The sequence below is a fragment of the Solimonas soli DSM 21787 genome (genome assembly GCF_000474945.1).
GTDB lineage: Bacteria > Pseudomonadota > Gammaproteobacteria > Nevskiales > Nevskiaceae > Solimonas > Solimonas soli.
In genome coordinates this window covers 208,824-234,686 of the sequence record NZ_KI440839.1, presented here as the reverse complement: position 1 = coordinate 234,686, position 25,863 = coordinate 208,824, and the positions used below count along the sequence as shown (strand labels likewise).

Genomic DNA, 25,863 nt, shown 5'->3' with positions numbered 1-25,863 from the left:
CTCGTTGCGCCCTTCACGGGCGCGTGGATCGAAACGCCAGTTACTGATGGAGATTCGAAAATGCGTAACAGTCGCGCCCTTCACGGGCGCGTGGATCGAAACAAAGTGTCCCCTTGTGCCATACAGCGCGCGGCAAGTCGCGCCCTTCACGGGCGCGTGGATCGAAACCTCAAGGACCTGTGATGAAGAACGCCAACAACGCGTCGCGCCCTTCACTGGCGCGTGGATCGAAACATCACATGGCAAACACTCTCACCAGTCTCATCCCCGTCGCGCCCTTTACGGGCGCGTGGATCGAAACACGGGCCTTACCGGTAGTCGCGGTGACCGCGTGCTGGTCGCGCCCTTCACGGGCGCGTGGATCGAAACTCGAAGTCATCGAGAAACACGAAGTCATGACGCCATGCCGCGCTCTCGCGGGCGGCATGGCGCCCGATTGCGGCAATCCGCAGTTGTTCATCGAGAAAAAGCTTCCCATAGTGAAACGAGAGGGGCGCCGCCGCTCGCGTATAGCCACTGCATTGGAAAACGCGCGCGGCGGGCGGAATCTATATGCGGCGTATATGCGCAGCGTCAGCCCGGGGCCTCGAATTCCTACGGCCGGCGGCGTTCCAATATGCCCGCCGCAGCAAGCGGCTTCGCGGGAGGCACGGTACATGGGCGATCTTCTCTATCTGGGTCTGGGTGTGGCCGGCTTCGCGCTGATGCTGCTTTACGTGCGCGCCTGCCAGAAGCTCTAGGAGTGGCTGCCATGACTGAACGTCCTTCACGACCGCGCGGCATGCCGGCGGTTTTCCGCAACCCGTCCGTGCTTGCGCTCATCACGGTGGCCGCCGTTGCCGTGCTCGGCGTGCTGCAGCAACTTTAGGAGCCGACATGCTCGACTACGTTCTCGGCGGCGCCGTTGCCGCTTTCCTTTTCGCGTATCTCGTTTACGTGCTCGCACGTCCCGAGAAGTTCTGAGCGCCATCCCGGGAGTGAAGCGATGACCGTCAACGGTTGGTTACAAATCGTTCTCTATTGCGTGCTGCTGCTGCTCTCGGTGCGGCCGCTCGGCGGCTTCATGCACCGCCTGTTCGCCGGCGAGCGCGTGTTCCTGACGCCGCTGCTCGGGCCGGTCGAGCGCGGCTTCTACAAGCTGGCAGGGGTCGACCAGAGGAGCGAGCAGAACTGGCTGCAGTACGCGGTCGCGATGCTGCTGTTCAACATGCTCGGCTTCGCGCTGCTGTATCTGATCCTGCGCACCCAGGTCTGGTTGCCGCTGAACCCGCAGCAGTTGCCGAATCTCTCCGCCGATCTCGCCTTCAACACGGCGATGAGCTTCACCACCAACACGAACTGGCAGGCATACGGTGGCGAGGCGACGATGAGCTATTTCTCGCAGATGGTCGGCCTCGCCGTGCAGAATTTCCTGTCGGCGGCCACCGGTATCGCGCTGGCGCTGGCGCTGATCCGCGGTTTCGCGCGCAAGACGGCGGGCGAGATCGGCAACGCCTGGGTTGATATCACGCGGGCGACGCTGTATCTGCTGCTGCCGATCTGTCTGTTCTATGCCGTGTTCCTGATCTGGCAGGGCGTGCCGCAGAATTTCTCGGCGTACACCGAAGCGACGACGCTGGAAGGCGCCAAGCAAGTCATCGCGCAGGGGCCGATCGCCTCGCAGGAAGCGATCAAGATGCTCGGCACCAACGGCGGTGGCTTCGTCAACGCCAATTCGGCGCATCCGTTCGAGAATCCGACGGCGCTCAGCAATTTCTTCGAGATGCTGTCGATCTTCCTGATCGGCGCCGCGCTGACCGACGTGTTCGGTCGCGCGGTCGGCAACCGCTGGCAGGGCCACGCCATTCTCGGCGCGATGATGGTGCTGTTCGTCGCCGGCGTGGCGCTGGCGTACTGGGCGGAAGCGAGCGCGCCGAACGCGCTCGCGCATATCGACGGCGTGCAGGCCGCCGGCAACCTCGAAGGCAAGGAAACGCGGTTCGGCGTCGCCAGTTCGGCGTTGTTCGCGGTCATCACCACGGCGGCGTCGTGCGGCGCGGTCAACGCGATGCACGACAGCTTCACCGCGCTCGGTGGTGCGATCCCGATGCTCAACATCATGCTCGGCGAGGTCGTCATCGGCGGCGTCGGCGCCGGTTTCTACGGCATGATGCTCTACGCGCTGATCGCGATCTTCATGGCCGGCCTCATGGTCGGCCGCACGCCCGAATATGTCGGCAAGAAGATCGAGGCGCGCGAGGTCAAGCTGGCTTCGCTCGCGGTGCTCGCCGCGCCGCTCGCCATTCTCGGCTTCACGGCGCTCGCCTGCGTGCTGCCGGATGGCCTCAAGGGCCTCGCCAACGCCGGTCCGCACGGCTTCTCGGAGATGCTCTACGCCTACAGCTCGGCGGCCGGCAACAACGGCAGTGCCTTCGCGGGCCTTTCGGCGAACTCGGTCTTTTACAACGTCACGCTCGGCCTCGCCATGCTGATCGGCCGCTTCGCGATCATCGTGCCGATGCTGGCCATTGCCGGCAGCCTCGCGGCGAAGAAGCAGGTGCCGGCGTCGGCGGGCACGCTGCCGACCGATGGCGGCCTGTTCGTCGCGCTGGTGGTCGCCGTCGTGCTCGTCTTCGGCGGCCTCACCTTCCTTCCCTCGCTTGTGCTGGGTCCGATCGCGGAGCACTACGCGATGCTGGCCGGCACGAGCTTCTAGCGCGCCCCGGGAACGTTCCATGAAACCTGCTCAAACCTCCTTCGACCGCCGGCTCTGGCTCGGCGCCCTGCGCGATGCTTTCGTCAAGCTCGATCCGCGCAGCCTGATCCACAATCCGGTGATGTTCACGACCGCGCTGGTCGCCGCCGCCGCGACCGTGCTGTTCGTGCGTGACCTGACGTCCGGCGCCGGCCATCTGTTGTTCTCCGGCCAGGTCATCATCTGGCTGTGGTTCACGGTGCTGTTCGCCAACTTCGCCGAAGCGCTCGCCGAAGGCCGCGGCAAGGCACAGGCCGAGGCCCTGCGCCAAACGCGCACGCAGACGCGTGCACGCCGCCTCGGCAAAGCCGGAGGCGCGGCGGACGTCACCTGGGTCCCGGCGACGGAACTGCGCACCGGCGACGTGGTGCTCGTCGAGGCCGGCGAATTCATTCCGGGTGACGGCGAGGTGATCGAGGGCGTCGCGACGGTCGACGAATCGGCCATCACCGGCGAGTCGGCCCCTGTCGTGCGCGAGTCGGGTGGTGATCGGTCCGCCGTCACCGGCGGCACGCGCGTGCTCTCCGACTCGATCAAGATCCGCATCACCGCCGCCGCGGGATCGAGTTTCCTCGATCGCATGATCGCGCTGGTCGAAGGCGCGGCGCGGCAGAAGACGCCGAACGAACTGGCGCTCAACGTGTTGCTCGCCGGCATGACGCTGATCTTTATTCTTGCCTGCGCCAGCATTCCCAGCTTCGCCGCCTACGCCGGCGGCAAGGTGAGCACGATCGTGCTGATCGCGCTGTTCGTGACGCTGATTCCGACCACGATCGGCGCGCTGCTGTCGGCGATCGGCATCGCCGGCATGAACCGCCTGGTGCGCTTCAATGTGCTGGCGATGTCGGGCCGCGCGGTCGAGGCGGCCGGCGACGTCGATACGCTGCTGCTCGACAAGACCGGCACGATCACGCTCGGCAACCGCCAGGCGGCGGATTTCCTGCCGGCGCCGGGCGTCGATGCGCGCGAGCTCGCCGAGGCGGCGCAGCTCGCCAGCCTCGCCGACGAAACGCCCGAGGGTCGCTCGATCGTCGTGCTCGCCAAGGAGCGTTATGGCCTGCGTCCGCGGGACGTCGCCTCGCTGCACGCGCGCTTCGTGCCGTTCTCGGCACAGACACGGATGTCCGGCGTCGATCTCGACGGCTCCGAAATCCGCAAGGGCGCGGTTGACGCGATCGTCGATTACGCGAAGGCGCACGGCCACGGCCAGCCGGTTCCGGGCGCGGTGCTCGAGGACGTCGAGCGCGTCGCCAAGGGCGGCGGCACGCCGCTGATCGTGGCGCGCGACGGCCGCGTGCTCGGTGTCGTCCATCTCAAGGATATCGTCAAGAACGGCATCAAGACGCGCTTCGCCGAATTGCGTTCGATGGGCATCAAGACGGTGATGATCACCGGCGACAATCCGCTGACCGCGGCGGCGATCGCCGCCGAAGCCGGCGTCGACGATTTTCTCGCGCAGGCCAAGCCGGAGGACAAGCTGGCGCTGATCCGCAAGGAGCAGGCGCAGGGCAAGCTGGTGGCGATGTGCGGCGACGGCACCAACGATGCGCCGGCGCTGGCCCAGGCCGACGTCGGCGTGGCGATGCAGACCGGCACGCAGGCGGCGCGCGAGGCCGGCAACATGGTCGATCTCGACTCCGATCCGACCAAGCTGATCGAGATCGTCGCCATCGGCAAGCAGCTGCTCATCACGCGCGGCGCGCTGACCACGTTCTCGGTGTCGAACGACGTCGCCAAGTATTTCGCGATCCTGCCGGCGATGTTCGCGACGATCTATCCGCCGCTCGCCGCGCTCAACGTCATGCATCTCGGCTCGCCGCAGTCGGCGATTCTCTCGGCGACCATCTTCAACGCCGTCATCATCCTGCTGCTGGTGCCGCTGGCGCTGCGCGGCGTGAAGTACCGGCCGGCGCCAGCGGCGACGCTGCTGGCGCGCAATCTGGCGATCTACGGCCTCGGCGGTCTGGTCGCGCCGTTCGTCGGCATCAAGCTCATCGACTTCGCGATCAACGCGGTCGGACTCGTCTGAGGAGAACCCCATGCTCACCCACCTGCGACCCGCGCTCGTCATGCTCGTGCTGTTCACGCTGCTGACCGGCGTCGCGTATCCGCTTGCCGTCACCGGCATCGGCCAGCTGCTGTTGCCGCGGCAGGCGAACGGCTCGCTGCTCGAGCGCGACGGCAAGGTCATCGGCTCGGCCCTGCTCGGGCAGGGCTTCGCCGGCGAGGGCTACTTCCACGGCCGGCCATCGGCGGCCGGTACCGCCGGCTACGACGCCAGCGCATCGAGCGGCTCGAATCTCGGGCCGTCGAGCAAGGCGCTGCAGGATCGCATCGCCGGCGACCTTGCCAGGCTGCGCGCCGAGAACCCCGGCGTGCCGGTGCCCGCCGATCTGGTCACCGCCTCGGGCAGCGGCCTGGACCCGGACATCTCGCCGGCGGGCGCGCTGTTCCAGGTGCCGCGCGTGGCCAAGGCGCGCGGCATCGACGAGAGCGCGGTGCGGCAGCTCGTCGAAGCGCAGCTGAAGACGCGCCAGCTCGGGTTCCTGGGGGAGCCGACGGTCAACGTGCTCGCGCTGAACCTGGCGCTGGATGCGATGCCGCGCTAGCAGCCACGCGCGCCTGCCGCAGCGCCCGCCACGGCGCGGCGCGGGCTTTGCCCGTCGGCCTGACCGCGCGCCGCCAGGCGGCGCCGTCGGAACGGCGCATGCTGTTGTTCGATCGGGTGCGGCGCCATACTGCGCCGGTATGAGCAAGGCCAGATTCTCCCTGCCGCGGGGCGTGCCGTGAACGACGCCGCCGGCGCGAATTCATCGCGGCCATCCCCCGATGCGCTGCTCGAGCAGCTGCGGCACGAAGGCCGCGGCCGGCTGAAGATCTTCCTCGGCGCCGCGCCGGGCGTCGGCAAGACCTACGAGATGCTGCAGTCGGCGCAGCGCCAGCGCGCGGCGGGTGTCGATGTCGTCGCCGCCGTCGTCGAGACGCACGGCCGCAGCGAGACCGAGGCCCTGCTGGACGGCCTCGAAGTCCTGCCGCGGCGTCGCGAGGCGTACCGCAACCGCGAACTCGAGGAGATGGATCTCGACGCGCTCCTGGCGCGGCGTCCGCAGCTCGCGCTGGTCGACGAGCTGGCGCACAGCAACGCGCCCGGTTCGCGCCATCCGAAGCGCTGGCAGGACGTGATCGAGCTGCTCGATGCCGGCATCGACGTCTACACGACGCTCAACATCCAGCATGTCGAGAGCCTCAACGACGTCGTTGCCAGCATCACGCACGTGCGCGTGCGCGAGACGGTGCCCGATTCGGTGCTCGAGGCGGCGAACGACATCGAAGTGGTCGACATCACGCCGGCCGATCTCATGCAGCGCCTGCGCGAGGGCAAGGTCTATCGCGGCGAGGCCGGCGAGCGCGCGCTGCAGCATTACTTCACGGGCTCGAACCTCACCGCGCTGCGCGAGCTGGCGCTGCGCCGCACGGCGGAGAGCGTCGACGAGCAGCTGCAGCAGCAGCGTCGGGCACGCGGCGTCGGCGATGTCTGGGCGGCCGGCGAGCGCGTGCTGGTGTGCATCAACGAGTCGCCGGCCGGCGAGTCGCTGGTGCGCCATGCCAAGCGCGTCGCCGATCGCTTCGACGCGTCGTGGACGGCGCTGTATCTCGAAACCGCGCGCAGCCTGGAGCTCGACGATGCGCAGCGCTCACAGATCGCCGCGACCCTGCGGCTGGCCGAGCAGCTCGGCGCGGACACGCAGACGCTGCCCGGCGGCATGGACATCGCCGAGACCGTGCTGCGCCTGGCGCGCGAGCGCAACGTCACGCAGCTGATCGTCGGCAAGTCGCACCGCTCGCGCTGGTTCGAATGGCGGCACGGCTCGGTGGTGCGCGAGCTGGTGCGCAAGGCCGACGGCATCACCGTGCAGGTCATCGTCGAGGCGCCGCCGGAGCGCATGGCGAAGCGGCGCCGCGAGGCGAGCGCGCTGGAGCAGCGCCGCTGGTCCTGGGGCGCCGGCATCGACCACGCCCACGCGGTGCTCTACGCGGCGCTCGCGGCGCTCGTCGCGCTGGCGGTGGATCGCTGGCTCACGGTGCCGAACGTATCGATGGTGTTCCTGCCGGCGGTGATCATCGCCGCGACGCGCGCCGGCCTGGCGCCGGGCCTGGTCTGCGCGCTGGTCTGCGCGGCGCTCTACAACTTCCTGTTCTTGCCGCCGCTGTACACCTTCACCATCGGCGATCCGGCCAACGTCATCGCCCTGGTCGCTTTCCTGGCGACGGCGGCGTTCACCAGCCGCCTGTCGTCGCGCGCGCGCGATCAGGCGCGTCTCGCCAGCGACCAGGCCATGCTCAACGGCGAGCTGCTGCAGTTCAGCCGGCAGATCGCCGGTCTGCGGCGGCTCGACGAGCTGATGGGCGTCGCCGCCAAGCGCATCGGCCAGATGCTCACCGCCGACGTCGTGCTGCTGTCGGCGGATCCCGACGGCCTGCACATTCGCGGCGCCTCGTCGTCGAACATCGTGCTCGAGGAAGCCGATCTGGCGGCCGCCAACTGGTGCCGCGACAAGGCCCAGGTCGCCGGCCGCGGCTCCGACACATTGCCCGGCGCGCAGTGGCTGTTCGTGCCGGCGCTGTCCGAGCAGTCGGCGGCCGGCGTGATCGGCATTCGCACCAAGGACGGCCGCCGCCTCGGCGCCGGCGAGCGGCGCCTGCTCGACGCGCTCGCCGATCTCGTCGCCATCGGCACCGAGCGCATCCGCCTCGCCAAGGATGTCGACCAGGCGAAGATGCGCGTCGAGACCGAGAAGATGCGCGCCGCGCTGCTGACCTCGGTTTCGCACGATCTGCGCACGCCGCTGGCCAGCATCCTCGGCAGCATCACCAGCCTGCGCGCCTACGGCGAGAGCTACGCGCCGGCGGCGCGCGACGAACTGCTGGCGACGGCGCAGGACGAAACCGAACGCCTCAGCCGCTTCGTCGGCAATCTGCTCGACATGACGCGCATCGACGCCGGTGCGCTGGAAGTGCGCAGCGAAAGCTGCGAGCTGCGCGACGTACTGGGCGGCGCCCTGCGGCGCATGGAGAAGTCGCTGGCGCGGCACGTCGTGAAACTGAACCTGCCGACCGGCCTGCCGTTCCTGCGCGCCGATCCGGTGCTGCTCGAACAGGTGTTCGTCAATCTGCTCGACAACGCCGCGAAGTACGCGCCGGAGGGCAGCGAGATCGACGTCAGCGCCCGCCTGCACCGCTACGCGCTGACGCTGACGGTAGCGGACCGCGGGCCCGGCGTGCCGCCGGACGAGCAGGAGCGCATCTTCGACGTGTTCTACCGCATCAAGCAGGCCGACCGGCAGCGTGCCGGCACCGGCCTCGGCCTGACCATCTGCCGCGCCTTCGTGCAGGCCATGGGCGGCCGCATTCGCGTGCGCAACCGGGACGACGGACCGGGCGCGCAGTTCGAGGTCGAGTTCCCGGCGAGCCAGCTCGTCACGGTCGCGGTGGGCAGCTCGTGACGTCGAACGCCGTGCGCATCCTCGTCGTCGACGACGAGAAACCGATCCGTCGCCTGCTGCGCACGACCCTGCAGGCGCACGACTACGACGTGTTCGAAGCGGCGACCGCGGCCGAGGCGATCGCCAGCGTGCATCGCGACAAGCCTTCGCTCGTCGTGCTCGATCTCGGCCTGCCGGATCGCGACGGCATCGAGGTGCTGCGCGAGATCCGCGCCGGCTCGGCGCTGCCGGTACTGATCCTGTCGAGCCGCGATTTCGAGGCAGCGAAGGTGCAGGCGCTCGACGAAGGCGCCGACGACTACGTCAGCAAGCCCTTCGGCACGGAGGAGCTGATGGCGCGCATCCGCGCCGCGCTGCGCCATCGCCTGCAGCAGCAGGGCGCGCGGCCGCTCTATCGCAGCGGCGCGCTGACCATCGATCTCGTGCATCGCCGCGTGTCGCTGGCGGGCGAGGAGGTCAAGCTCTCGCCCAAGGAGTACGCACTGCTCGAACAGCTGGTGCTGCATGCCGGCAAAGTGCTGACGCATCGCGCGCTGATGGCCGCGGTCTGGCCCGGCGAGGCGGAGATCGACGTGCAGTACCTGCGCATCTACGTGCGCCAGCTGCGCCAGAAGCTCGAGCGCGACGGCCAGCATCCGGAGCTGATCCAGACCGAGGCCGGCGTCGGCTACCGGCTGCGCGCGCCGGATTGAGCGTTTCAGAGCGCTTGCAGCTGCTCGGCGAAGCGCCTGCCGTTGGCGACATAGCCCTGCGCCTGGATCTTGAGGATCTGCACTTCCTGATCGCTCAGCGTGCGCACGACCTTGGCCGGCGCACCGACGATCAGCGCGTTGTCCGGGAACTCCTTGCCTTCGGTGACCAGCGAATTGGCGCCGACGATGCAGTTGCTGCCGATCCTCGCGCGGTTGAGCACCGTCGAGCCGATGCCGATCAGCGTGCGCTCGCCGATCGTGCAGCCGTGCAGCATCACCATGTGGCCGATCGTGCAGTCGCGGCCGATCGTCAGCTTCAGGCCCGGATCGGTGTGCAGCACCGAGCCTTCCTGGATGTTGGTGTTCTCGCCGATGACGATGTCGTCGTTGTCGCCGCGGATGACGACGTTGAACCAGATGCTCACGCCCGGCGCGGCGCGCACCGAACCGATCACCGTGGCGTTCGGCGCGATCCAGTGCTGGCCTTCGAAATGCGGGACGCGGTCGCCGAGGCGGTAGAGCATGGCGCTTCTCCAAGTGGATGGAGCCGCGATTGTCGGCGAAGTGCGCGGCGCGCGCAGCGCGTCAGGCCTCCGGTTCGGAAACGCGCTTGTCGCGCAGGGTCTGCTTGGCGCGCTCGAGACGCTTGACCAGCGCCGGGCCGAGTTCGAGCGCGACGCCGACCGCGAGCACGTCGACGATCGCCAGGTGCGCGATGCGCGAGATCATCGGCGTGTAGACATCGGGGTCTTCCGGCACGTCGACGGCGAGCGTGACGCTGGCCAGGCGCGCCAGCGGCGAGGCGCTGGCGGTGATGGCGATCACGCCGGCGCCGGCTTCGCGGGCGATCTCGGCGGCGGCGAGCATGTCGGTGGTGCGGCCGGTCGCCGAGATGGCGACGACGACATCGCCGCGGCCGAGCACGGTCGCCGCCATCAGCATCGCGTGCGCGTCGACATAGGCGGCCGCCGGCACGCCGTAGCGGAAGAACTTGTGCTGGCCGTCGAGCGCGACGATGCCGGAATTGCCGATGCCGTGGAAATCGATGCGCCGCGCCTTGGCGAGCAGATGCACCGCCTGCGCGAGCCGCGTCGCGTCGAGGTGGTTGCGCACGTCGAGCAGCGCGCCGATGGTGCGATCGAAGACCTTGGGGCCGACCATTTCGAGCGCGTCGTCGGGGCCGACATCCTGGTGCACGAACGGTACGCCCGAGGCGAGGCTCTGCGCGAGGCGCAGCTTGAATTCGCGGTAGCCGGAAAAGCCGAGCGCGGTCGCGAAGCGCGCGACCGTCGGCTGGCTGACGCCGGCACGCTCGGCGAGCTCGGCGATCGACAGCTGCAGCACGTCGTTCGGCTGTGCGAGCACGAAGTCGGCGACCGCGCGTTCGGACTTGCGCAACGCGTCGAGCCCGGTGGCGATGCGCGCCAGCAGTGAGCTGGGCGGCGCGGCGCGGCCGCGGTTCATTGGCTGTAGAACAGCTGCAGGGGCACGGCGTCCTGCTGCACGAAAGCGGCGATCGGCAGCTGCTCCGGCGAGGCGGTCGCCGCGGCTTCCAGCACCGCGCGCTTGCGCTCGCCGTGGATGGCGAGGATCAGCGTGCGCGAGTCGAGCAGGGCGCGGCGCGTCAGCGTCAGCCGCGCGTGCGGCGCGGCCGGCGGTCGCGTGACGACGACGCGATGGGTCTGGGCGCGATCGAGTCCGGCGTCGGTGCCCGGCGCGCCGGGAAACAGCGAGGCGGTATGACCATCGTCGCCCATGCCGAGCACGACGACGTCGAACGGCGTCGGCAGCGCGGCGATGCGCGCGGCGGCATCGCTGGCCGCCTCCTCGATGTCGCCGGCCTCGACGTACAGCGGCACGAACTGCGCCGCCGCCGCGGCGTTCTGCAACAGGTGTTCGGCGAGCAGGCGCGCGTTGCTGTCGGCATGGGTCCGCGGCACGGCGCGCTCGTCGACGAGACTGATGATGACGCGCGACCAGTCCAGCTCACGGCGCGACAGCGCCGCGAAGAAGGCAATCGGGCTGCGTCCGCCGGACACCAGCAGCGTCGCGCGCGCGCGTTCGCGCAGCGCGGCGCGCAGGGTTTCGGCGACGAAGTCGGCGAGCGCGAGCGCCGATGCGGCCGCGTCGGCGGCCAGATGCTGGACGATCCGCGACGGCAGCGCGAGTGGTGCCGGTGCGGGCATCGCTCAGCTTTCCTCGTGCCAGGCGTGGCCGTCGCGTGCGATCAGCGCACTCGCCGCGGTCGGGCCCCAGGTGCCGGCGGGGTAGGAGCGCGGCGGCTGGCCGCTCTTGTCCCAGGCCTTCATGATCGGCTCGACCCATTGCCAGGCGGCATCCTGCTCGTCGCGGCGCATGAACAGCGTCAGATTGCCTTCGATCGCATCGACGATCAGGCGCTCGTAGGCGTCCCACTGCCGCGAGTGATAGGTCTCGGTCAGTGCGACGTCGAGCGAGATCGGCCGGATGTCCATGCTCTGGCCCGGCACCTTGGCCATCAGATCGAGGCGCAGGCCCTCGTCGGGCTGCAGGCTGATGACGAGACGGTTGATCGGCTCGCCGCCGGTCGCGCGCAGGATCGGATGCGGCACGCCGCGGAAGTTGACGACGATCTCGGCGAGGCGCTGCTGCATGCGCTTGCCGGTGCGCAGGTAGAACGGCACGCCGGCCCAGCGCCAGTTGTCGAGCTCGGCCTTGATCGCCACGAAGGTTTCGGTGCGGCTCTGCGCCGGGATGCCCTGCTCCTCGAGATAGCCCGGCACCGGCTTGTTGCCGATCGCGCCGGCGCGGTACTGGCCACGCACCGTGCGCTGCGCGGCCTCGTCGGCGCTGAACGGACGCAGCGAGTGCAGCACCTTGAGCTTCTCGTCGCGCACGCGGTCGGCATCGATGCTCGCCGGCGGTTCCATGGCGACGATGCAGAGCAGCTGCAGAAGATGGTTCTGCACCATGTCGCGCAGCGCGCCGGTCGAATCGTAGAACTCGCCGCGACCCTCGACGCCGACCGTCTCGGCGATGGTGATCTGCACGTCGCGGACCCAGGCGCGGTTCCATTGCGGCTCGAACAGCGCGTTGCCGAAGCGCAGCGCGATCAGGTTCTGCACCGCTTCCTTGCCGAGGTAGTGGTCGATGCGGAAGATCTGTCGCTCCTCGAACACGCGGCCGACGTGATCGTTGATCTCGCGCGCCGAAGCGAGGTCGCGGCCGAGCGGCTTTTCGAGCACGACGCGGCTCAGCGGCGTGACGAGCCCGGCGGCGCCGAGGTTCTCGACGATGCCGGTGAACAGGCTCGGCGCCGTGGCGAGATAGAAGACGCGGGTGCGCGTGGCGCCGTCCTTGAGCTTGTCGGCCAGCGCCAGGTAGTCGGCCGCCGCCGTCGCGTCGAGCCGCACGTGATCGAGACAGCCGGCGAACGCGGTCCAGGCGCTGTCGATGAAATCCTTGGCGGCGACGTACTTGCGGCAGTGCTCGTGCGCGAGCGCGATGTACTCCTCGCGGGTCATCGCCTGGCGGCCGATGCCGATGATGCGCCAGCCGGCGGTGTCGCTGGTGTCGCGGTGGCGGTAGTAGAGCGCCGGCAGCAGCTTGCGCATCGCCAGATCGCCGCTGCCGCCGAACAGGATGAAATCGAAAGTATCGGTTGCTGCCATTGCACGTTCCGCTTCGCGCCGCGAAGCGGCTCCTTTCGGGCTATGGACTCGTTGGCCTGCCAAATCTTGTATGAATACTACAAGATTTCCGGCCGCCTGCCTATGCGGCTTCCGTCATGGACCTCATCCGCGAGCCTGAGTTCTGAAGGCTCGTGGCGGCAAGGAACCGATGGCGGCAAGCCATTGTCCAGATGGAGCCGGGCACGGACGGCTGGCCGGGCTGCCGCATATCTTGTAGTATTAATACATGGACGCTGAATCGCCGCGAGGAACCGACATGCGCCTTCATCCGCTCGTTCACGAAGTCACCGAACGCATCCGCGCGCGCAGCAGGCCGTCGCGCGAGCGCTATCTGCGGCACGTCGCGGCGGCGCGCACGCGCGGCACGGTGCGCGCCCAGGTGTCGTGTACCAACCTTGCGCACGCGTTCGCGGCGGCGCCGGATGCCGACAAGGATGCGCTGCGCGGCCCGGCCTGGCCGAACCTCGCCATCGTCTCCGCGTACAACGACATGCTGTCGGCGCACCAGCCTTACGAGCGTTTCCCGGCGTTGATCAAGGACGCGGCGCGCCGGGCCGGCGCGGTCGCGCAGTTCGCCGGCGGCGTGCCGGCGATGTGCGACGGCGTCACGCAGGGTCAGACCGGCATGGAGCTGTCGCTGTTCTCGCGCGACGTGATCGCCATGGCGACGGCGGTGGCGCTGTCGCACAACGTGTTCGACGCGGTGCTGTGCCTCGGCATCTGCGACAAGATCGTGCCGGGCCTGCTGATCGGCGCGCTGCAGTTCGGGCACCTGCCGGCGATCTTCGTGCCGGGCGGGCCGATGACCAGCGGCATCTCCAATGCCGACAAGGCGAAGACGCGCCAGCTGTATGCGCAGGGCAAGGTCGGCCGCGAGGCGCTGCTCGAATCGGAGATGAAGTCCTACCACGGTCCGGGCACCTGCACGTTCTACGGCACCGCCAACAGCAACCAGATGCTGATGGAGATCATGGGCCTGCATCTGCCGGGCGCCGCCTTCGTCAACCCCAACACGCCGCTGCGCGACGCGCTCACGCGCGCCGCCGCGCAGCGCGCCGCGAAGATCACGTCGCTCGGCGACGGCGGCCAGTACACGCCGATCGCCGAGATCGTCGACGAGCGGGCGATCGTCAACGCCGTGGTCGGCCTTCTGGCGACCGGCGGCTCGACCAACCACACGATCCATCTCATCGCCATCGCGCAGGCGGCGGGCATGCTCATCGACTGGGGCGATTTCGACGCGCTGTCCGGCATCGTGCCGCTGCTGGCGCGCATCTATCCGAACGGCGGCGCCGACGTGAATCACTTCCACGCCGCGGGCGGCATGGGCTTCCTGGTGCGCGAGCTGCTCGACGCCGGCCTGCTGCACGAGGATGTGAAGACCGTCGCCGGCCCGGGCCTGCGGCGCTACACCGAGGAGCCGTTCCTCGATGGCGAAACGCTCGCGTGGCGCGCCGCGCCGGCCGCGAGCCTCGACGCCAACGTGCTGCGCGGCGCCGCCGCGCCGTTCAGCGCCGACGGCGGCCTGAAGCTGCTGACCGGCAATCTCGGCCGCGCCGTGATCAAGGTCTCGGCGGTGAAGCCGGAGCACCGCATCGTCGAGGCGCCGGCCGTCGTGTTCGACAGCCAGGACGCGATGATGGAGGCCTTCAAGCGTGGCGAGCTGCATCGCGACTTCGTCGCCGTGATCCGCTACCAGGGGCCGCGCGCGAACGGCATGCCGGAGCTGCACAAGCTGACGCCGGCGCTGGGCAGCCTGCAGGACGAGGGCTTTCACGTCGCGCTCGTCACCGACGGCCGCATGTCGGGCGCGTCGGGCAAGGTGCCGGCGGCGATTCACGTCACGCCGGAATGCCTGAGCGACGGCCCGCTGGCGCGCGTGCGCAGCGGCGATCCGATCCGTCTCGACGCCGAGGCCGGTGTGCTGGAGGTGAAAGTCGATGCCGCCGAGCTCGCGCGGCGCGCGATCGCGCATCCCGATCTCGACGCGAATGGCTGGGGCGTCGGCCGCGAGCTGTTCGCCAATGCGCGCGCGCTGGCCGCGGGCGCCGAGCAGGGCGCACAGATATTCGGCGGTACGTTCAACGCGGCGATCGGCGCCACGGTCTGAAGATTTTTGCCAGGAGAGTGCGATGAGCCGCAGCTACCCGACGATCCGCGAAGTGATGACGGCCGCGCCGGTGATGCCGGTGATCGTCATCGATCGCGTCGACGATGCGGTGCCATTGGCGCGCGCGCTGGTCGCCGGCGGCGTGCGCGTGCTGGAAGTCACCCTGCGCACGCCGGCCGCCGCCGACGCGATCCGCGCCATGGTCGAGGCCGTGCCGGAGGCGATCGTCGGCGCCGGCACCATCCTCAACGAGGACGATCTGCGGCGCGCGCAGGCGGCCGGCGCCGCGTTCGGCGTCAGCCCGGGCGCGACGCCGAAGCTGCTCGCCGCGGCACGCGCGTCCGGCATGCCGTTCCTGCCGGGCGTGATGACGCCGTCGGATATCGTCGCCGCGCTCGATGCGGGCTTCACGGCGCTGAAGTTCTTCCCGGCGGTGCCGGCCGGCGGCGTCGACATGCTCAAGGCTTTCGCCGGACCGTTCCCGCAGCTGCGCTTCTGCCCGACCGGCGGCATCAGTCCGGCGACCGCGGCGGATTTCCTCGCGCTGCCGAACGTCGATTGCATCGGCGGCTCCTGGCTGGCGCCGAAGAAGCTGATCGAGGCCGGCGACTGGGCCGCCATCAGCGCGCTGGCGCGCCAGGTCGGTTCACTGCGGCCGGCGCGCTGAAGCGCGGTGTTCAGGCCGTCGCGGCGGCCGGCAGCAGCAGCGCGGCGAGCTGTTCGGTGGAGATCGCCGGATAGAACAGGAAGCCCTGCGCGTAGTCGACGCCGAGCGCCTTGAGCATCATCAGCTTGCGCGGATCGTCGACGAATTCGGCAACGGTTTTCTTGCCGGCGGCATGCGCCACCTGGCGAATGGCGCGGACGATCTCCTGCGAAAGCGGATCGTCGGCGACTTGGCGGATGAAGCGGCCGTCGATCTTCACCTCGCTGACCGGCAGCGAGTGCAGATAGCCGAACGAGCAGAGGCCGGAGCCGAAATCGTCGAGGCTGAACGAGCAGCCGATCGTGCGGAAGTCCTGGATGATGTCGGCGGCGACGTCGAGCTGTTCGATGGCCGCCGTCTCGGTGATCTCGAAGCCGAGCTTGCCCGAGGGCGGATGCACCGCGCGCACGTCGCTGAACAAGCGCTGCATGAAACGCGCGTCGGCCACCGAACGTGCCGAGAGGTTGATCGTCAGCCCGTCGAGTCGCGCGACCAGATCCGGATGCTCGTCGATCCAGGCCAGCACGGTCTGCGCGGTGAAGGCGTCGAGCTCCGGCGTCAGGCCGAAGTATTCGAGGGTCTCGATGGTGCCGGCCGGCAAGGGCTTGAAGCGGCCGTTCTCCTCCATGCGCAGCAGGAACTCGGCCTTGGCGAGGCGCGGATTGCTGCCGCGGATGTCCATCACCGGCTGCGGGTGCAGGGTCAGGCGCATCTCGCTGCGCAAGCGCCGGAAGTTGAGGACCGCCGCGGGGTCGCGGTGGGTGCCGCTCTGTTCAGGCGCGGTCGCGCCGCCGCGCACGATCTGGTTGATGCCGCGGCGCTTGGCTTCGAGGCAGGCGTCGGCCGCCTGCATGAGCCGCTGCCGCCAGTCGCCGCGCGCCGCGCCGGTCGAAATCAGGCCGATCGACACGCTCAGCTCGCCTTCGCCGAGCAGGGACGGGAAGCGGATCGCGCACAGACGGTCGCGCAGCGCATGGCACTCGTCCATCGCCATCTGGCCGTGATCGATCGCCTTGGCGGCGACGAATTCATTGCTCCACAGCCGGGTGGCGAGGCCGTGCGGGCCGGCCCAGTCGGCCATCACCGCCAGCGTGCCGGCGATGACCTGGTCGCCCGTGCCGGGCGAGGCCCACTGATTGATGCTGCGCATGTGCCGGATGTCGACGTGGACCAGCATGGCGCCCGGATACGGGTTCCATTCGTCGAGTTGGCGGCAGAAGCGCCCGAAATTGGACTGAGGCATGGCAGGAAGTCGGCGGTTCGTGGCTTGTAGCGGCCGCGTGCCGCCTTTCCTGAAGCCCTGATGGCGGGCGCCGGCGGACGTTCGTCGGCGGCGCAAAAGAAAAGCCCCGCCGGAGCGGGGCTTTGGCAATGACACGCCGGCCGTCGTCAGTTGACGACGTGCAGCTCGACGCGGCGGTTGTTCTCGCGACCTTCCTCGGTCTCGTTGCTGTCGATCGGCCGCGTCTCGCCGTAGCCCACCGGCGTCATGCGCTTGGCGGCGACGCCGTGGTCGGTGAGGTACTTCTTGACCGCGATGGCGCGCCGCTCCGAGAGGCCGAGGTTGTACGAATCCGAACCGATGTTGTCGGTGTGGCCTTCGACTTCGACGTTGACGTTCGGGTAGGCCTGCAGCGTCGTGGCGACGTGGTTGAGGATGTGCTGGGCTTCCGGCGTCAGGCGGTCGGAGTCGAACTCGAACTTCACACCCTTGAGGATGAAGTTCTTGTCGATCGCGCAGCCGTTGGCGTCGACCTGCTCGCCCGGACGCGGCTTGCGGCAGTCGCCGACCAGCGCGCAGCCGTTCGGCAGCACCTTGGCGCCCGGCGGCGAGTGCGGGCACTCGTCGAGGTAGTCGGGGATGCCGTCGCCGTCGGAGTCGAGCGGGCAGCCATCCGGGCCCACGGCGACGCCCTTCGGCGTGTTCGCGCAGCGATCGAGATCGTCCGGAATGCCGTCGCCGTCGGAATCGTTCGACGAGCAGCCGTCGGCATTGACCTTGGTGCCGGGCGGCGTGTTCGGGCACTTGTCGAGGTAATCGGGCACGCCGTCGCCGTCGGAATCGAGCGGGCAACCGTTGGCGTCGACCTGCACGCCCTTCGGCGTGTTCGGGCAGCGGTCACGCACGTCCGGCACGCCGTCGGCGTCGGAGTCCAGCTCGCAGCCGTCGGGGCCGACCTGGGTGCCCTTCGGCGTGTTCGGGCACTTGTCGAGGTAATCGGGCACGCCGTCACCGTCGAGGTCGGTCGGGCAGCCATCCGAATAGACCGTCACGCCCTTCGGGGTGCCGGGGCACTTGTCGCGCGAGTTCGGCACGCCGTCGCCGTCGTCGTCGTTCGGGTCGGCGCCGAACTTCCAGCGCAGGCCCAGGCCGGCGGTCCACAGGTAGAAGGTGTCGTCCTGGACGGCGCCCTTGCTGCTGATGAAATCGAGGTTGTAGCGGCCCTCGAGGCGCAGATCGAGGTTCTGCGACAGATTGAAGAACGTGCCGAGACCGACGCCGACGCCGGCGCCGCCGATGTTCTCCTGCAGGAACTTGATGTAATGCCCGTTGACGTTGCCGAGCAGGTACGGGCGGATCGTCGCTTTCTCGCTGGCCAGGTACTGCACCAGATTGAAGCCGAGCACGCTGCGCTTGTAGTCGTTCTTCGAGATCAGGTCGGCGACGTCCAGGCTGCTGTAGCCGCCTTCGATTTCGACGCCGAGCCACGGCGCGATCGAACGGCCGACGGCGATCGAGCCCATCGGCCCGGTATCACTGTCCGCGAAGACAAGGCCAACACTGGGCGACACGTACCAGCGCCCGTCGTAATCCACATCTGCCGCCGCGCTGCCAGCCCACAAGGCCCCGGCCAGCAAGAGCCACCCGAACTTCCGCATTAGCTTGTCTCCCATCCCTAGAACGCGCCTCAACCGACCCTGCCGGCGAACTCGGCCGGATTGGATCCCGTACTGAAGATCGCATCGCGACCAAGCGCACGTCATCCCTCGAACGTGGCCCTTCTCTCTCGTGAGGCTTTCTAGATTATGATTGCGCAAAGGGAAGCCGTAAACAACTGATATTTCGGTCTGGTGTCTCACAACGGGCCGCAGCTTGTAGGGAAGAGGGAGCTTGGAATGAAGGCAGTTCGCTTTTTGGCGGCGCTTTTCGCGCTGGCGCTCGTCGGTTGCGGTGACGGCAGCATCAAGAGTCCGGATGCGCCATCCGTGGTGCAGACCCTGACGATCTCGCCTTCGACCGCAAGCGTGGCGCTCGGACGGACGCAGGCATTCACCGTCACCGGCACCTGTGCCATCGCCGAGCAGGCGCCGACCGCTTGCTCGCCGAAGGTGGAGTGGCACGTCAGCAACTCTGCCATCGCTACCATCGATGCGAGTGGCGTGCTGACCACCCTGGCGCAAGGCACCGTGACGGTCACCGCGACCGCGGACGACGTCACGAGCAACACGGCCACGGTCACGGTCGGTGCGCCGGTGCTGGAATCCCTGGCGGTGTTCACGCTGGTCAACGGGCAGCCGACGACATCGAGTTCGGCCACGGTCGCGCTCGGTTCGACGCAGGCCTACAAGGTCTTCGGCCGCTACAGCAATTCGACGGATCCCGAGGAAATCGACGTCGCCTCGACGCCGATCACCTGGGCATCCGGTGACGCCGCGATCGCCACCGTGTCGCCGACGACGGGCGTGGTGACCAACGCGACGCCGGTCGCCGTGGGGACGACGACGATCATTGCCAGCACGACGAACAGCGAAGGCACCGCGCTCAGCGCGAACGGCACCATCGTCGTGACGAATGCGGCGCTGGTTTCGGTCGCGCGCATCGAGCCGAGCACGGCGTCGGTGGCGATCGGCAACACGCAGACCTTCCACGTCTACGGCGCTTACGCCGATGGCAGCGAGGCGGAGATTCCCGCCACGAATTTCGACTGGACCAGTTCCGATCCGACGCGGGCAACGGTCGATGCCAACGGCGTTGCCACCGGCGTCGCGGTCGGCTCGGTGACGATCAAGGCGACCCTCAAGGCCGCGGTGCCGTCGAGCGGCAGCACGCGTTCGGCGAGCGCCTCGCTGGGCGTGACGAACGCAGCCTGCGTCACCGCGCTGCTCGCTTCGCAGGGCGCAACGACGGCCGTCGCGGCGGACAGCATTCTCGGTGCGCTCGGCTGCCTCGGCTGCATCGTCGATGACGAAAACAAAGTGATCGACGCCGATCCGACCAACTACGCGAACATGGTCGTGCCGGTCGGCCTGCTGGGCGGCAATGTGTCGCTGACCGTCAGTGCCGCGGGCGGCACGGTGTTCGACGCTTCGACGGACGCGCCGCATACCGCCGGCTTCGTGATCGGCCGCAAGGCAAACCAGCTGCTGTCGGCCGAATTGCTGTCGCAAATCGAGGTGAGCACGCTGCTCGACGGCGTGGTCCAGGAAAGCGGCACGGCGCAGTCGAACTTCCTGCGGCTGACGCTGCTCGGCCTGCTCGGAGACAACCAGCAGGCGCTGGTGTCGGTCGATGCGACGAAGAACTTCGACGCCATCCGCCTCACCTACAACTCCGGCGTGCTGTCGGCCCTGACCACGACGCAGATCTACTCGGCCTGCTCGACGGCCGTGGCGCCGGCCGAGTGAGCCCATAGCCGGGTGTTCACGAAAAAGCCCCGCATGTCGCGGGGCTTTTTCATTTCGGCGGAGGCTCAGCCGACGCGCTGGCGCACGACGAGGTTGTCGCGATGCACGAGCTCGGGCTCGCCGAGTTGGCCGAGGCGCTGCGCGATCTCCTCGCCCTTGGCGCCGAGAATCTTCGCCGCGTCGTCGGCGTCGTAATTGCTGAGCCCGCGCGCGATCTCCTCGCCGGCGGCATCGACGAGCGCGACCAGATCGCCGCGCGCGAAGCGGCCTTCGATCTTCCTGACCCCGACCGGCAGCAGGCTGCGGCCCTGCTCGCGCAGCACGCGCACGGCGCCGTCGTCGAGCCACAGCTTGCCGCGCACCTGCAGCTGGCCCGCAATCCAGCGCTTGCGCGCGGTCATCACGCCCTGCGCCGGCGTCAGCAGCGTGCCGATCGCCGCGCCGCTCGCGATCTGCCGCAAGGCGTCCGGCTTGCGGCCATGGGCGATCACCGTCGCCGCGCCCGAGCGCGCCGCCGTGTACGCGGCATTGAGCTTGGTGCGCATGCCGCCGCGGCCGAGCGCGCCCTTGCTGTCGCCGGCCATGCCGGCGAGCTTGGCGTCGGTGAGCGAGGCTTCGCTGACCAGCTTGGCGCCCGGGTCGATGCGCGGATCGGCCTCGAACAGGCCTTCCTGGTCGGTCAGCAGCACCAGCAGGTCGGCTTCGACCAGATTCACCGTCAGGGCGCCGAGCGTGTCGTTGTCGCCGAGGCGGATCTCGTCGGTCGCCACCGTGTCGTTCTCGTTGACGACCGGCACGACGCCGAGTTCGAGCAGGGTGTTGAGCGTGCCGCGCGCATTGAGATAACGGCCGCGATCGGCGACGTCCTCGTGCGTCAGCAGAATCTGCGCGGCCTTGATGCCGTGCGTGTTGAACTCGGCCTCGTAGGCGCGCACCAGGCCCATCTGGCCGACGGCGGCGGTCGCCTGCAATTCGTGAAGATCGCTCGGCCGCTTCTTCATGCCGAGGCGCGCCATGCCTTCGGCGACGGCGCCGGACGACACCAGCACGATCTGCTTGCCGGCCGCGCGCAGGGCGGCGATCTGTGCGCACCAGTCGCGAATCGCCTCGTGATCGAGGCCCTGGCCCTTGGCGGTGACCAGCGAGCTGCCGACCTTGACGACCCAGCGGCGTGTCTCGGGAAGCTTGTGGCGTGCGGCGCCGCTGGCGCTGGAGGCGGGGGCCGTCATCGGAGGGGCCGTCATCGGATCGTGGAGCGGTATCAGTCGAGCGGGCGTTTGGTCGCGGTCGAGCGGCGCGTGCGGGTGCTGCGCGTGGTCGTGCGGCCGAGATCCTTGTTCGGCACCGCCTCGTCCCGGGCGCGAGGCACGGCGCCGCGATTGCGTTTCGGCGCCGGCGCCGCTTCGACCGGCGCTTCTTCGGCGCTGATCACAACGGATGTCGCCGGAACATGCGCCTCGACCCACTGCATCGCCGCCTCGACGAGTTCATCGCAGCCGGCGTGCGAGGCGGCCGAGATCGCGAACCAGCGGCCCTTCCAGCGCAGCTTCTTGAGCGCGGCCTTGACCAGCTTCTGCCACTCGTCCTCGGGCATCACGTCGATCTTGTTGAAGACCAGCCACTGTTCGCGCTGCGCGAGTTCGTCGCTGAACGCCTTCAGCTCGGCATTGATGGTGCGGATGTTCTTGACGATGTCGGAGCCGTCCGGCGGCAGCACGTCGACCAGATGCAGCATCAGGCGCGTGCGCTGCAGATGCCTGAGGAAGCGGATGCCGAGGCCGGCGCCTTCGGCGGCGCCCTCGATCAGGCCGGGAATGTCGACCATCACGAACGAGCGGCCCGGACCGGCGGCGACGACGCCGGGCTGCGGATACAGCGTGGTGAACGGATAGTCGGCGATCTTCGGACGCGCGGCCGACACCGAGGCGAGCAGCGTCGACTTGCCGGCGTTCGGCATGCCGAGCAGGCCGACGTCGGCCATCAGCGACAGTTCGAGGCGCAGTTCGCGCACGTCGCCCGGCGAACCCTTGGTCGCCTTGTACGGCGTGCGGTTGACCGAGGATTTGAAATGCGGATTGCCGAGCCCGCGGTGGCCGCCCTGGGCGACCTTCACGCGCTGGCCGTCGCGCGTCAGCTCGCCGATCAGTTCTTCGGTGCCGTCGTCGAAGATGCGCGTCCCGAGCGGCACACGAATGTCGAGATCGGCGCCGGCGGCGCCGGTGCAGTTCGAGCCCTGGCCGTTGATGCCCGGCTGCGCCTTGAACAGGCGCGTATAGCGGAAGTCGGCGAGCGTATTGAGATTGGCGTCGGCCACCGCCCAGACGCTGCCGCCGTCGCCGCCGTCGCCGCCGTCGGGCCCGCCGAAGGGCATGTACTTGAGGCGCAGGAAGCTGATGCAGCCATTGCCGCCCTTGCCGCCTTCGACGCGGATCCTGGCTTCATCTACGAACTTCATGGCCGAGTGCTTGTTTTGATAGCCGGGGCCAAGGATGGCCCCGGCTTGTACAGGATGTACAGATCAACGACACACAAAAAAGCCCCGTTTCCGGGGCTCTTCTGCGCTTGTCTCGCGACGTTCAGGCCGGAACGATGTCGACGTGGAGCTTGCCCGCCGGACCGCGCGGACGGAACTGCACCTTGCCGTCGACCAGCGCGAAGATCGTGTGATCCTTGCCGAGCCCGGCGCCGACGCCGGCGTGATACTGCGTGCCGCGCTGGCGGATGATGATGTTGCCGGCGATGACCGCTTCGCCGCCGAACTTCTTGACGCCAAGGCGCTTGGCTTCGGAGTCGCGGCCGTTGCGGGTAGAACCGCCTGCCTTTTTGTGTGCCATGTCTGTTGCTCCTGAATCTTGAAGGTTGGGGCGGCCGGCTTAGGCGCCGACGATCTCGGTGCCAATCTCCACGATCCGCACTTCCGTGAAGTTCTGGCGATGGCCCTGTTCCTTGTGATAGTGCTTGCGGCGGCGGTGCTTGACGATGCGGATCTTGTCGCCGCGACCGTGCGCGAGCACCTCGGCCTTCACGGCGCTGCCGGCAACGGTCGGCGCGCCGACCTTGACCTGCTCGCCCACGCCCACCATCAGCACTTCATCGAACGACACGACGCTGCCGACTTCGGCGGTCAGTGTCTCGATCTTCAGCGTATCGCCCTGGGCGACCTTGTACTGCTTGCCACCCGTCTTGATCACGGCGTACATCGTTGACTCCAGATAAGTAGTGAAACGATCTAGTTCTGATTGTAAGCCGCGCGATCAGCCGCCGGCCCGAATGAAGCGCGCAATTGTAGGGAGCCCCCTTGGCCGCGTCAACAGACTTTCAGCGCGGCCGCGACCCGGCGCGGCCGCGCCAGATGCCCGGCGAGAAATCCCTAAGTCGTTGACGGCCAAGCGCAACTCCGCCTAGCATCGCGCCGCCCCTATGGACCTCAAGACCATCCTAGCGCCCATTGCCGACGACATGCGGCAGGTGGACGAGACGATACACGCACGACTTCGCTCGGAAGTCGCCCTCATCAACGAAATCGGTCGCTACATCACTTCGGCGGGCGGCAAGCGCCTGCGCCCGGCGCTGGTGCTGATGGCGGCGCGCGCGCTCGGCTGCCGCACCGAAGAGCCGGTGCTGCATGCGGCGATGATCGAATTCATCCACACCTCGACGCTGCTGCATGACGATGTCGTCGACGAGTCCGGCCTGCGCCGCGGCCGCAAGACCGCCAACGCGGTCTGGGGCAATGCCGGCGCCGTATTGTCGGGCGATTTCCTCTACTCGCGTGCCTTCCAGATGATGGTCGAGTCGCGCCGCATGCAGGTCATGGATGTCATGGCCAATGCCACCAATGCCATCGCCGAGGGCGAAGTCCTGCAGTTGCTCAATTGCGGCGATCCCGATACCGACGAGGCGCGCTACATGCGTGTCATCGAGCTGAAGACGGCGCGCCTGTTCGAGGCTGGCTGCCGGCTCGGCGCCATCGCCGCCGAGCAGGATGAATCCGTGCAGCAGCGCCTGCACGATTACGGACATCATCTCGGCCTGGCCTTTCAGCTGGTCGACGATGTGCTGGACTACGTCGCCGATGCCGCGGTCAGCGGCAAGAACGTCGGCACCGATCTCGCCGAAGGCAAGCCGACCTTGCCCCTGATCCATGCCATGAAGCACGGCAGCGCCGAACAGAGCGGACTGATCCGCGACGCGGTCACCCACGGCCGTGTCGACCAGCTCGCCGACGTGCTGAAAGCAGTTGAATCCACGGGGGCGATTCCTTACACTCGCGCCCTCGCTGAAAGGCACAGCCTCAAGGCGATCGAATCGCTCGGTGATCTTCCCGACTCACCATACAAGGAAGCGATGATCGAGCTGGCCCGATTCAACACCAATCGCGCAGCCTGATTTCCCAGACGGGGCGTAGCTCAGCTTGGTAGAGCGCTTGCTTCGGGAGCAAGAGGTCGCAGGTTCGAATCCTGTCGCCCCGACCAGCATGAAAAGCCGCTGATCCGTCAGCGGCTTTTTTGTTTTCTGCGCGGCGCGTCACTGCATCCGCGAAGAAGTGCGCTCCGTCTCAATGCCATGGCGGGCCGAGGGCATCCGCGGCGGCGCGGGCGCGCGCGGAAGAAATCCTCGGCGGGAATAAGAAAGGCGCGGGAAGGAGCTCTTTCCGCGCCTGCACTTGTTCCGTGGCGGCGACTTCAGCGTTCGAGCATCTCGCGCTTGCCCGGCTTGCCGTCCCATTCCTTGGCGTCGGCTGCCATGTCCTTCTTTTCGGTGATCACCGGCCATTGCTTGGCCAGCTCGGCGTTCAGCGCCTTGAAGTCGGCCTGTTCGGCCGGCAGATCGTCCTCGGCGAAGATCGCATTGGCCGGGCATTCCGGCTCGCACAGCGTGCAGTCGATGCATTCTTCCGGATCGATCACGAGAAAGTTCGGGCCCTCATGGAAGCAATCGACCGGGCAGACTTCCACGCAGTCGGTGTACTTGCACTTGATGCAGTTCTCGGTAACGACAAAGGTCATGAGGCGCTCGCAGCTTGATGCGGTCTGGTTCTACGGGGCGCGTAGTTTAAACCATTGCGTCGCGGTGACGATCGGCAGAACGGAGGAGGCCTGTGCCTCAGGCGGGATCGGCTTGATCGCGTCCGGTCTCGGCGCGTTCCGGCGGTGGCGGGCGGTGCGCGAGGTCGAGGCTGTGCGTGGCGTAGTGGCCGGCGCGGCGGTCGGCGAAGAACTGCTTGAGGCTGTGGCGGATGGTCGGGAAGGCGATGTCGTCCCAGGGGACCTCGCTCTCCTGCATGAGCCGCACCTCGGAGCTTTCGAACGTCGGACCGTAGTGCTCCTTGCGCAGGCGACCGCGATGGATCATGTAGACCTGGCTGACGTAAGGCACGTTGATCACCATCAGCAGCGCGTCGACCTCGACATCGGCCTGCGCCTCTTCGAGCGCCTCGCGCGCCGCGCCTTGCGCGCTGGTCTCGCCAAGTTCCATGAAGCCGGCGGGGAAGGTCCACAGGCCGAGGCGCGGTTCGATGTTGCGCTTGCACATCAGCACGCGGCCGTCGGCGGCTTCCGGAATGACGCCGACGATGAGCTTCGGATTCAGGTACTGGACGTGCCCGCAACTGGGACACACGTGGCGCGGCAGGTGATCGCCGTCCGGCACACGGAACTCGACGGCGTGGCCGCAGGCGTTGCAGAAGCGGGTATCGGCGTACATGGGTGGTAGGCGACGAGCGAGCCGGCACTATAGAGCCTGAGCGCCGCTTCGTGCGGTGTGCGGCGCTCGCGGCGAGCATAAATCGCCGGTAGCGACAGTGACCGCAGCGCCCGG

Annotated in this window: 23 protein-coding genes, 1 tRNA gene and 1 CRISPR repeat array; of the genes, 12 read left to right on the top strand and 12 right to left on the bottom strand. The window is 68.3% G+C overall.

The window, feature by feature from the left end; genetic code table 11:
- Nucleotides 1-6: 6 nt before the first annotated feature.
- Nucleotides 7-369: direct repeats of the CRISPR family, unit length 29 nt; unit sequence GCGCCCTTCACGGGCGCGTGGATCGAAAC.
- A gap of 26 nt (nt 370-395) precedes the next feature.
- The 7 genes from K344_RS25095 to K344_RS0118875 all read left to right on the top strand — a co-directional run bounded on the left by K344_RS25095 (nt 396) and on the right by K344_RS0118875 (nt 8,930).
- Nucleotides 396-740: a hypothetical protein gene (locus K344_RS25095; protein WP_436278836.1), complete on the top strand. Its 345-nt coding sequence runs from the start codon at nt 396-398 to the stop codon at nt 738-740.
- 136 nt (nt 741-876) lie between these two features.
- Entirely contained in the window at nt 877-963 is an 87-nt protein-coding gene (kdpF, locus tag K344_RS25055; RefSeq protein WP_084197622.1) for a K(+)-transporting ATPase subunit F, read from the top strand.
- Between the two features lie 22 nt (nt 964-985).
- Nucleotides 986-2,695, top strand: a complete 1,710-nt coding sequence (gene kdpA, locus K344_RS0118895; protein WP_028081985.1) for a potassium-transporting ATPase subunit KdpA — start codon at nt 986-988, stop codon at nt 2,693-2,695.
- Nucleotides 2,696-2,714: 19 nt separating this feature from the next.
- A complete protein-coding gene (gene kdpB, locus K344_RS0118890; RefSeq protein WP_028081984.1) occupies nt 2,715-4,763 on the top strand; it encodes a potassium-transporting ATPase subunit KdpB in 2,049 nt (682 codons plus the stop codon).
- A 10-nt stretch (nt 4,764-4,773) separates the two neighbouring features.
- Nucleotides 4,774-5,343, top strand: a complete 570-nt coding sequence (gene kdpC / locus K344_RS0118885; protein ID WP_028081983.1) for a potassium-transporting ATPase subunit KdpC — start codon at nt 4,774-4,776, stop codon at nt 5,341-5,343.
- A 177-nt stretch (nt 5,344-5,520) separates the two neighbouring features.
- Nucleotides 5,521-8,238, top strand: a complete 2,718-nt coding sequence (locus K344_RS0118880) for an ATP-binding protein (RefSeq protein ID WP_028081982.1) — start codon at nt 5,521-5,523, stop codon at nt 8,236-8,238.
- A complete protein-coding gene (locus tag K344_RS0118875; protein ID WP_028081981.1) occupies nt 8,235-8,930 on the top strand; it encodes a response regulator in 696 nt (231 codons plus the stop codon). Before K344_RS0118880 ends, K344_RS0118875 begins: the two co-directional genes overlap by 4 nt.
- A 5-nt stretch (nt 8,931-8,935) precedes the next feature.
- Here K344_RS0118875 and K344_RS0118870 read toward each other — a convergent pair whose 3' ends face one another.
- The 4 genes from K344_RS0118870 to zwf all read right to left on the bottom strand — a co-directional run bounded on the left by K344_RS0118870 (nt 8,936) and on the right by zwf (nt 12,580).
- Nucleotides 8,936-9,454: a gamma carbonic anhydrase family protein gene (locus K344_RS0118870; RefSeq protein ID WP_028081980.1), complete on the bottom strand. Its 519-nt coding sequence runs from the start codon at nt 9,452-9,454 to the stop codon at nt 8,936-8,938.
- A gap of 61 nt (nt 9,455-9,515) precedes the next feature.
- Complete coding sequence (gene hexR / locus K344_RS0118865) at nt 9,516-10,394, bottom strand: transcriptional regulator HexR (RefSeq protein WP_043114955.1); 879 nt, start codon at nt 10,392-10,394, stop codon at nt 9,516-9,518.
- Nucleotides 10,391-11,116 carry a 6-phosphogluconolactonase gene (gene pgl / locus K344_RS0118860; RefSeq protein WP_028081978.1) on the bottom strand — a complete coding sequence of 242 codons (726 nt, stop codon included), beginning with the start codon at nt 11,114-11,116 and terminating at the stop codon, nt 10,391-10,393. Before pgl ends, hexR begins: the two co-directional genes overlap by 4 nt.
- A gap of 3 nt (nt 11,117-11,119) precedes the next feature.
- Nucleotides 11,120-12,580, bottom strand: a complete 1,461-nt coding sequence (zwf, locus tag K344_RS0118855) for a glucose-6-phosphate dehydrogenase (protein ID WP_028081977.1) — start codon at nt 12,578-12,580, stop codon at nt 11,120-11,122.
- A 277-nt stretch (nt 12,581-12,857) separates the two neighbouring features.
- Here zwf and edd point away from each other — a divergent pair, with 277 nt between their 5' ends.
- Together edd and K344_RS0118845 are read left to right on the top strand one after the other, a co-directional pair.
- The gene (gene edd / locus K344_RS0118850; protein WP_028081976.1) at nt 12,858-14,711 is read left to right on the top strand and encodes a phosphogluconate dehydratase; all 1,854 of its coding nucleotides are present in this window, start codon (nt 12,858-12,860) and stop codon (nt 14,709-14,711) included.
- Nucleotides 14,712-14,733: 22 nt separating this feature from the next.
- A complete protein-coding gene (locus tag K344_RS0118845) occupies nt 14,734-15,378 on the top strand; it encodes a bifunctional 4-hydroxy-2-oxoglutarate aldolase/2-dehydro-3-deoxy-phosphogluconate aldolase (protein ID WP_028081975.1) in 645 nt (214 codons plus the stop codon).
- Nucleotides 15,379-15,388: 10 nt separating this feature from the next.
- Here the strand turns inward: K344_RS0118845 and K344_RS22580 are convergent, their stop codons facing one another.
- The gene (locus tag K344_RS22580) at nt 15,389-16,660 is read right to left on the bottom strand and encodes an EAL domain-containing protein (protein ID WP_051362416.1); all 1,272 of its coding nucleotides are present in this window, start codon (nt 16,658-16,660) and stop codon (nt 15,389-15,391) included.
- Nucleotides 16,661-16,806: 146 nt separating this feature from the next.
- The gene (locus tag K344_RS0118830; protein WP_028081974.1) at nt 16,807-18,297 is read right to left on the bottom strand and encodes a thrombospondin type 3 repeat-containing protein; all 1,491 of its coding nucleotides are present in this window, start codon (nt 18,295-18,297) and stop codon (nt 16,807-16,809) included.
- A 237-nt stretch (nt 18,298-18,534) separates the two neighbouring features.
- Here K344_RS0118830 and K344_RS23265 point away from each other — a divergent pair, with 237 nt between their 5' ends.
- Nucleotides 18,535-20,043, top strand: a complete 1,509-nt coding sequence (locus K344_RS23265; protein WP_084197621.1) for an Ig-like domain-containing protein — start codon at nt 18,535-18,537, stop codon at nt 20,041-20,043.
- Nucleotides 20,044-20,108: 65 nt separating this feature from the next.
- Here the strand turns inward: K344_RS23265 and proB are convergent, their stop codons facing one another.
- From proB to rplU, 4 genes are all read right to left on the bottom strand, one after another.
- Entirely contained in the window at nt 20,109-21,272 is a 1,164-nt protein-coding gene (gene proB / locus K344_RS0118820) for a glutamate 5-kinase (RefSeq protein WP_028081972.1), read from the bottom strand.
- Nucleotides 21,273-21,304: 32 nt separating this feature from the next.
- Nucleotides 21,305-22,498 carry an Obg family GTPase CgtA gene (cgtA, locus tag K344_RS0118815; RefSeq protein WP_028081971.1) on the bottom strand — a complete coding sequence of 398 codons (1,194 nt, stop codon included), beginning with the start codon at nt 22,496-22,498 and terminating at the stop codon, nt 21,305-21,307.
- 121 nt (nt 22,499-22,619) lie between these two features.
- Nucleotides 22,620-22,877, bottom strand: coding sequence for a 50S ribosomal protein L27 (gene rpmA, locus K344_RS0118810; protein WP_028081970.1), 258 nt, complete (start codon nt 22,875-22,877; stop codon nt 22,620-22,622).
- 39 nt (nt 22,878-22,916) lie between these two features.
- Complete coding sequence (rplU, locus tag K344_RS0118805) at nt 22,917-23,243, bottom strand: 50S ribosomal protein L21 (RefSeq protein ID WP_028081969.1); 327 nt, start codon at nt 23,241-23,243, stop codon at nt 22,917-22,919.
- Between the two features lie 220 nt (nt 23,244-23,463).
- Between rplU and K344_RS0118800 the strand changes: the two genes are divergently transcribed.
- Together K344_RS0118800 and K344_RS0118795 are read left to right on the top strand one after the other, a co-directional pair.
- Nucleotides 23,464-24,432, top strand: a complete 969-nt coding sequence (locus K344_RS0118800) for a polyprenyl synthetase family protein (protein ID WP_028081968.1) — start codon at nt 23,464-23,466, stop codon at nt 24,430-24,432.
- Between the two features lie 9 nt (nt 24,433-24,441).
- Nucleotides 24,442-24,518, top strand: a tRNA-Pro gene (locus K344_RS0118795).
- Nucleotides 24,519-24,728: 210 nt separating this feature from the next.
- Here the strand turns inward: K344_RS0118795 and fdxA are convergent.
- Both fdxA and K344_RS22565 read right to left on the bottom strand, forming a co-directional pair.
- Complete coding sequence (fdxA, locus tag K344_RS0118790; protein ID WP_028081967.1) at nt 24,729-25,052, bottom strand: ferredoxin FdxA; 324 nt, start codon at nt 25,050-25,052, stop codon at nt 24,729-24,731.
- A 97-nt stretch (nt 25,053-25,149) separates the two neighbouring features.
- Nucleotides 25,150-25,749: an NUDIX hydrolase gene (locus tag K344_RS22565; RefSeq protein ID WP_043114951.1), complete on the bottom strand. Its 600-nt coding sequence runs from the start codon at nt 25,747-25,749 to the stop codon at nt 25,150-25,152.
- Between the last annotated feature and the right edge of the window lie 114 nt (nt 25,750-25,863).

Bases quoted from the DNA above. Each gene is read 5' to 3' on its own strand.
- K344_RS25095 (WP_436278836.1), top strand. From the start codon at position 396: ATGACGCCATGCCGCGCTCTCGCGGGCGGCATGGCGCCCGATTGCGGC.
- kdpF (WP_084197622.1), top strand. From the start codon at position 877: ATGCTCGACTACGTTCTCGGCGGCGCCGTTGCCGCTTTCCTTTTCGCG.
- kdpA (WP_028081985.1), top strand. From the start codon at position 986: ATGACCGTCAACGGTTGGTTACAAATCGTTCTCTATTGCGTGCTGCTG.
- kdpB (WP_028081984.1), top strand. From the start codon at position 2,715: ATGAAACCTGCTCAAACCTCCTTCGACCGCCGGCTCTGGCTCGGCGCC.
- kdpC (WP_028081983.1), top strand. From the start codon at position 4,774: ATGCTCACCCACCTGCGACCCGCGCTCGTCATGCTCGTGCTGTTCACG.
- K344_RS0118870 (WP_028081980.1), bottom strand. From the start codon at position 9,454: ATGCTCTACCGCCTCGGCGACCGCGTCCCGCATTTCGAAGGCCAGCAC.
- hexR (WP_043114955.1), bottom strand. From the start codon at position 10,394: ATGAACCGCGGCCGCGCCGCGCCGCCCAGCTCACTGCTGGCGCGCATC.
- pgl (WP_028081978.1), bottom strand. From the start codon at position 11,116: ATGCCCGCACCGGCACCACTCGCGCTGCCGTCGCGGATCGTCCAGCAT.
- zwf (WP_028081977.1), bottom strand. From the start codon at position 12,580: ATGGCAGCAACCGATACTTTCGATTTCATCCTGTTCGGCGGCAGCGGC.
- edd (WP_028081976.1), top strand. From the start codon at position 12,858: ATGCGCCTTCATCCGCTCGTTCACGAAGTCACCGAACGCATCCGCGCG.
- K344_RS0118845 (WP_028081975.1), top strand. From the start codon at position 14,734: ATGAGCCGCAGCTACCCGACGATCCGCGAAGTGATGACGGCCGCGCCG.
- K344_RS22580 (WP_051362416.1), bottom strand. From the start codon at position 16,660: ATGCCTCAGTCCAATTTCGGGCGCTTCTGCCGCCAACTCGACGAATGG.
- K344_RS0118830 (WP_028081974.1), bottom strand. From the start codon at position 18,297: ATGCGGAAGTTCGGGTGGCTCTTGCTGGCCGGGGCCTTGTGGGCTGGC.
- K344_RS23265 (WP_084197621.1), top strand. From the start codon at position 18,535: ATGAAGGCAGTTCGCTTTTTGGCGGCGCTTTTCGCGCTGGCGCTCGTC.
- proB (WP_028081972.1), bottom strand. From the start codon at position 21,272: ATGACGGCCCCCGCCTCCAGCGCCAGCGGCGCCGCACGCCACAAGCTT.
- cgtA (WP_028081971.1), bottom strand. From the start codon at position 22,498: ATGAAGTTCGTAGATGAAGCCAGGATCCGCGTCGAAGGCGGCAAGGGC.
- rpmA (WP_028081970.1), bottom strand. From the start codon at position 22,877: ATGGCACACAAAAAGGCAGGCGGTTCTACCCGCAACGGCCGCGACTCC.
- rplU (WP_028081969.1), bottom strand. From the start codon at position 23,243: ATGTACGCCGTGATCAAGACGGGTGGCAAGCAGTACAAGGTCGCCCAG.
- K344_RS0118800 (WP_028081968.1), top strand. From the start codon at position 23,464: ATGGACCTCAAGACCATCCTAGCGCCCATTGCCGACGACATGCGGCAG.
- fdxA (WP_028081967.1), bottom strand. From the start codon at position 25,052: ATGACCTTTGTCGTTACCGAGAACTGCATCAAGTGCAAGTACACCGAC.
- K344_RS22565 (WP_043114951.1), bottom strand. From the start codon at position 25,749: ATGTACGCCGATACCCGCTTCTGCAACGCCTGCGGCCACGCCGTCGAG.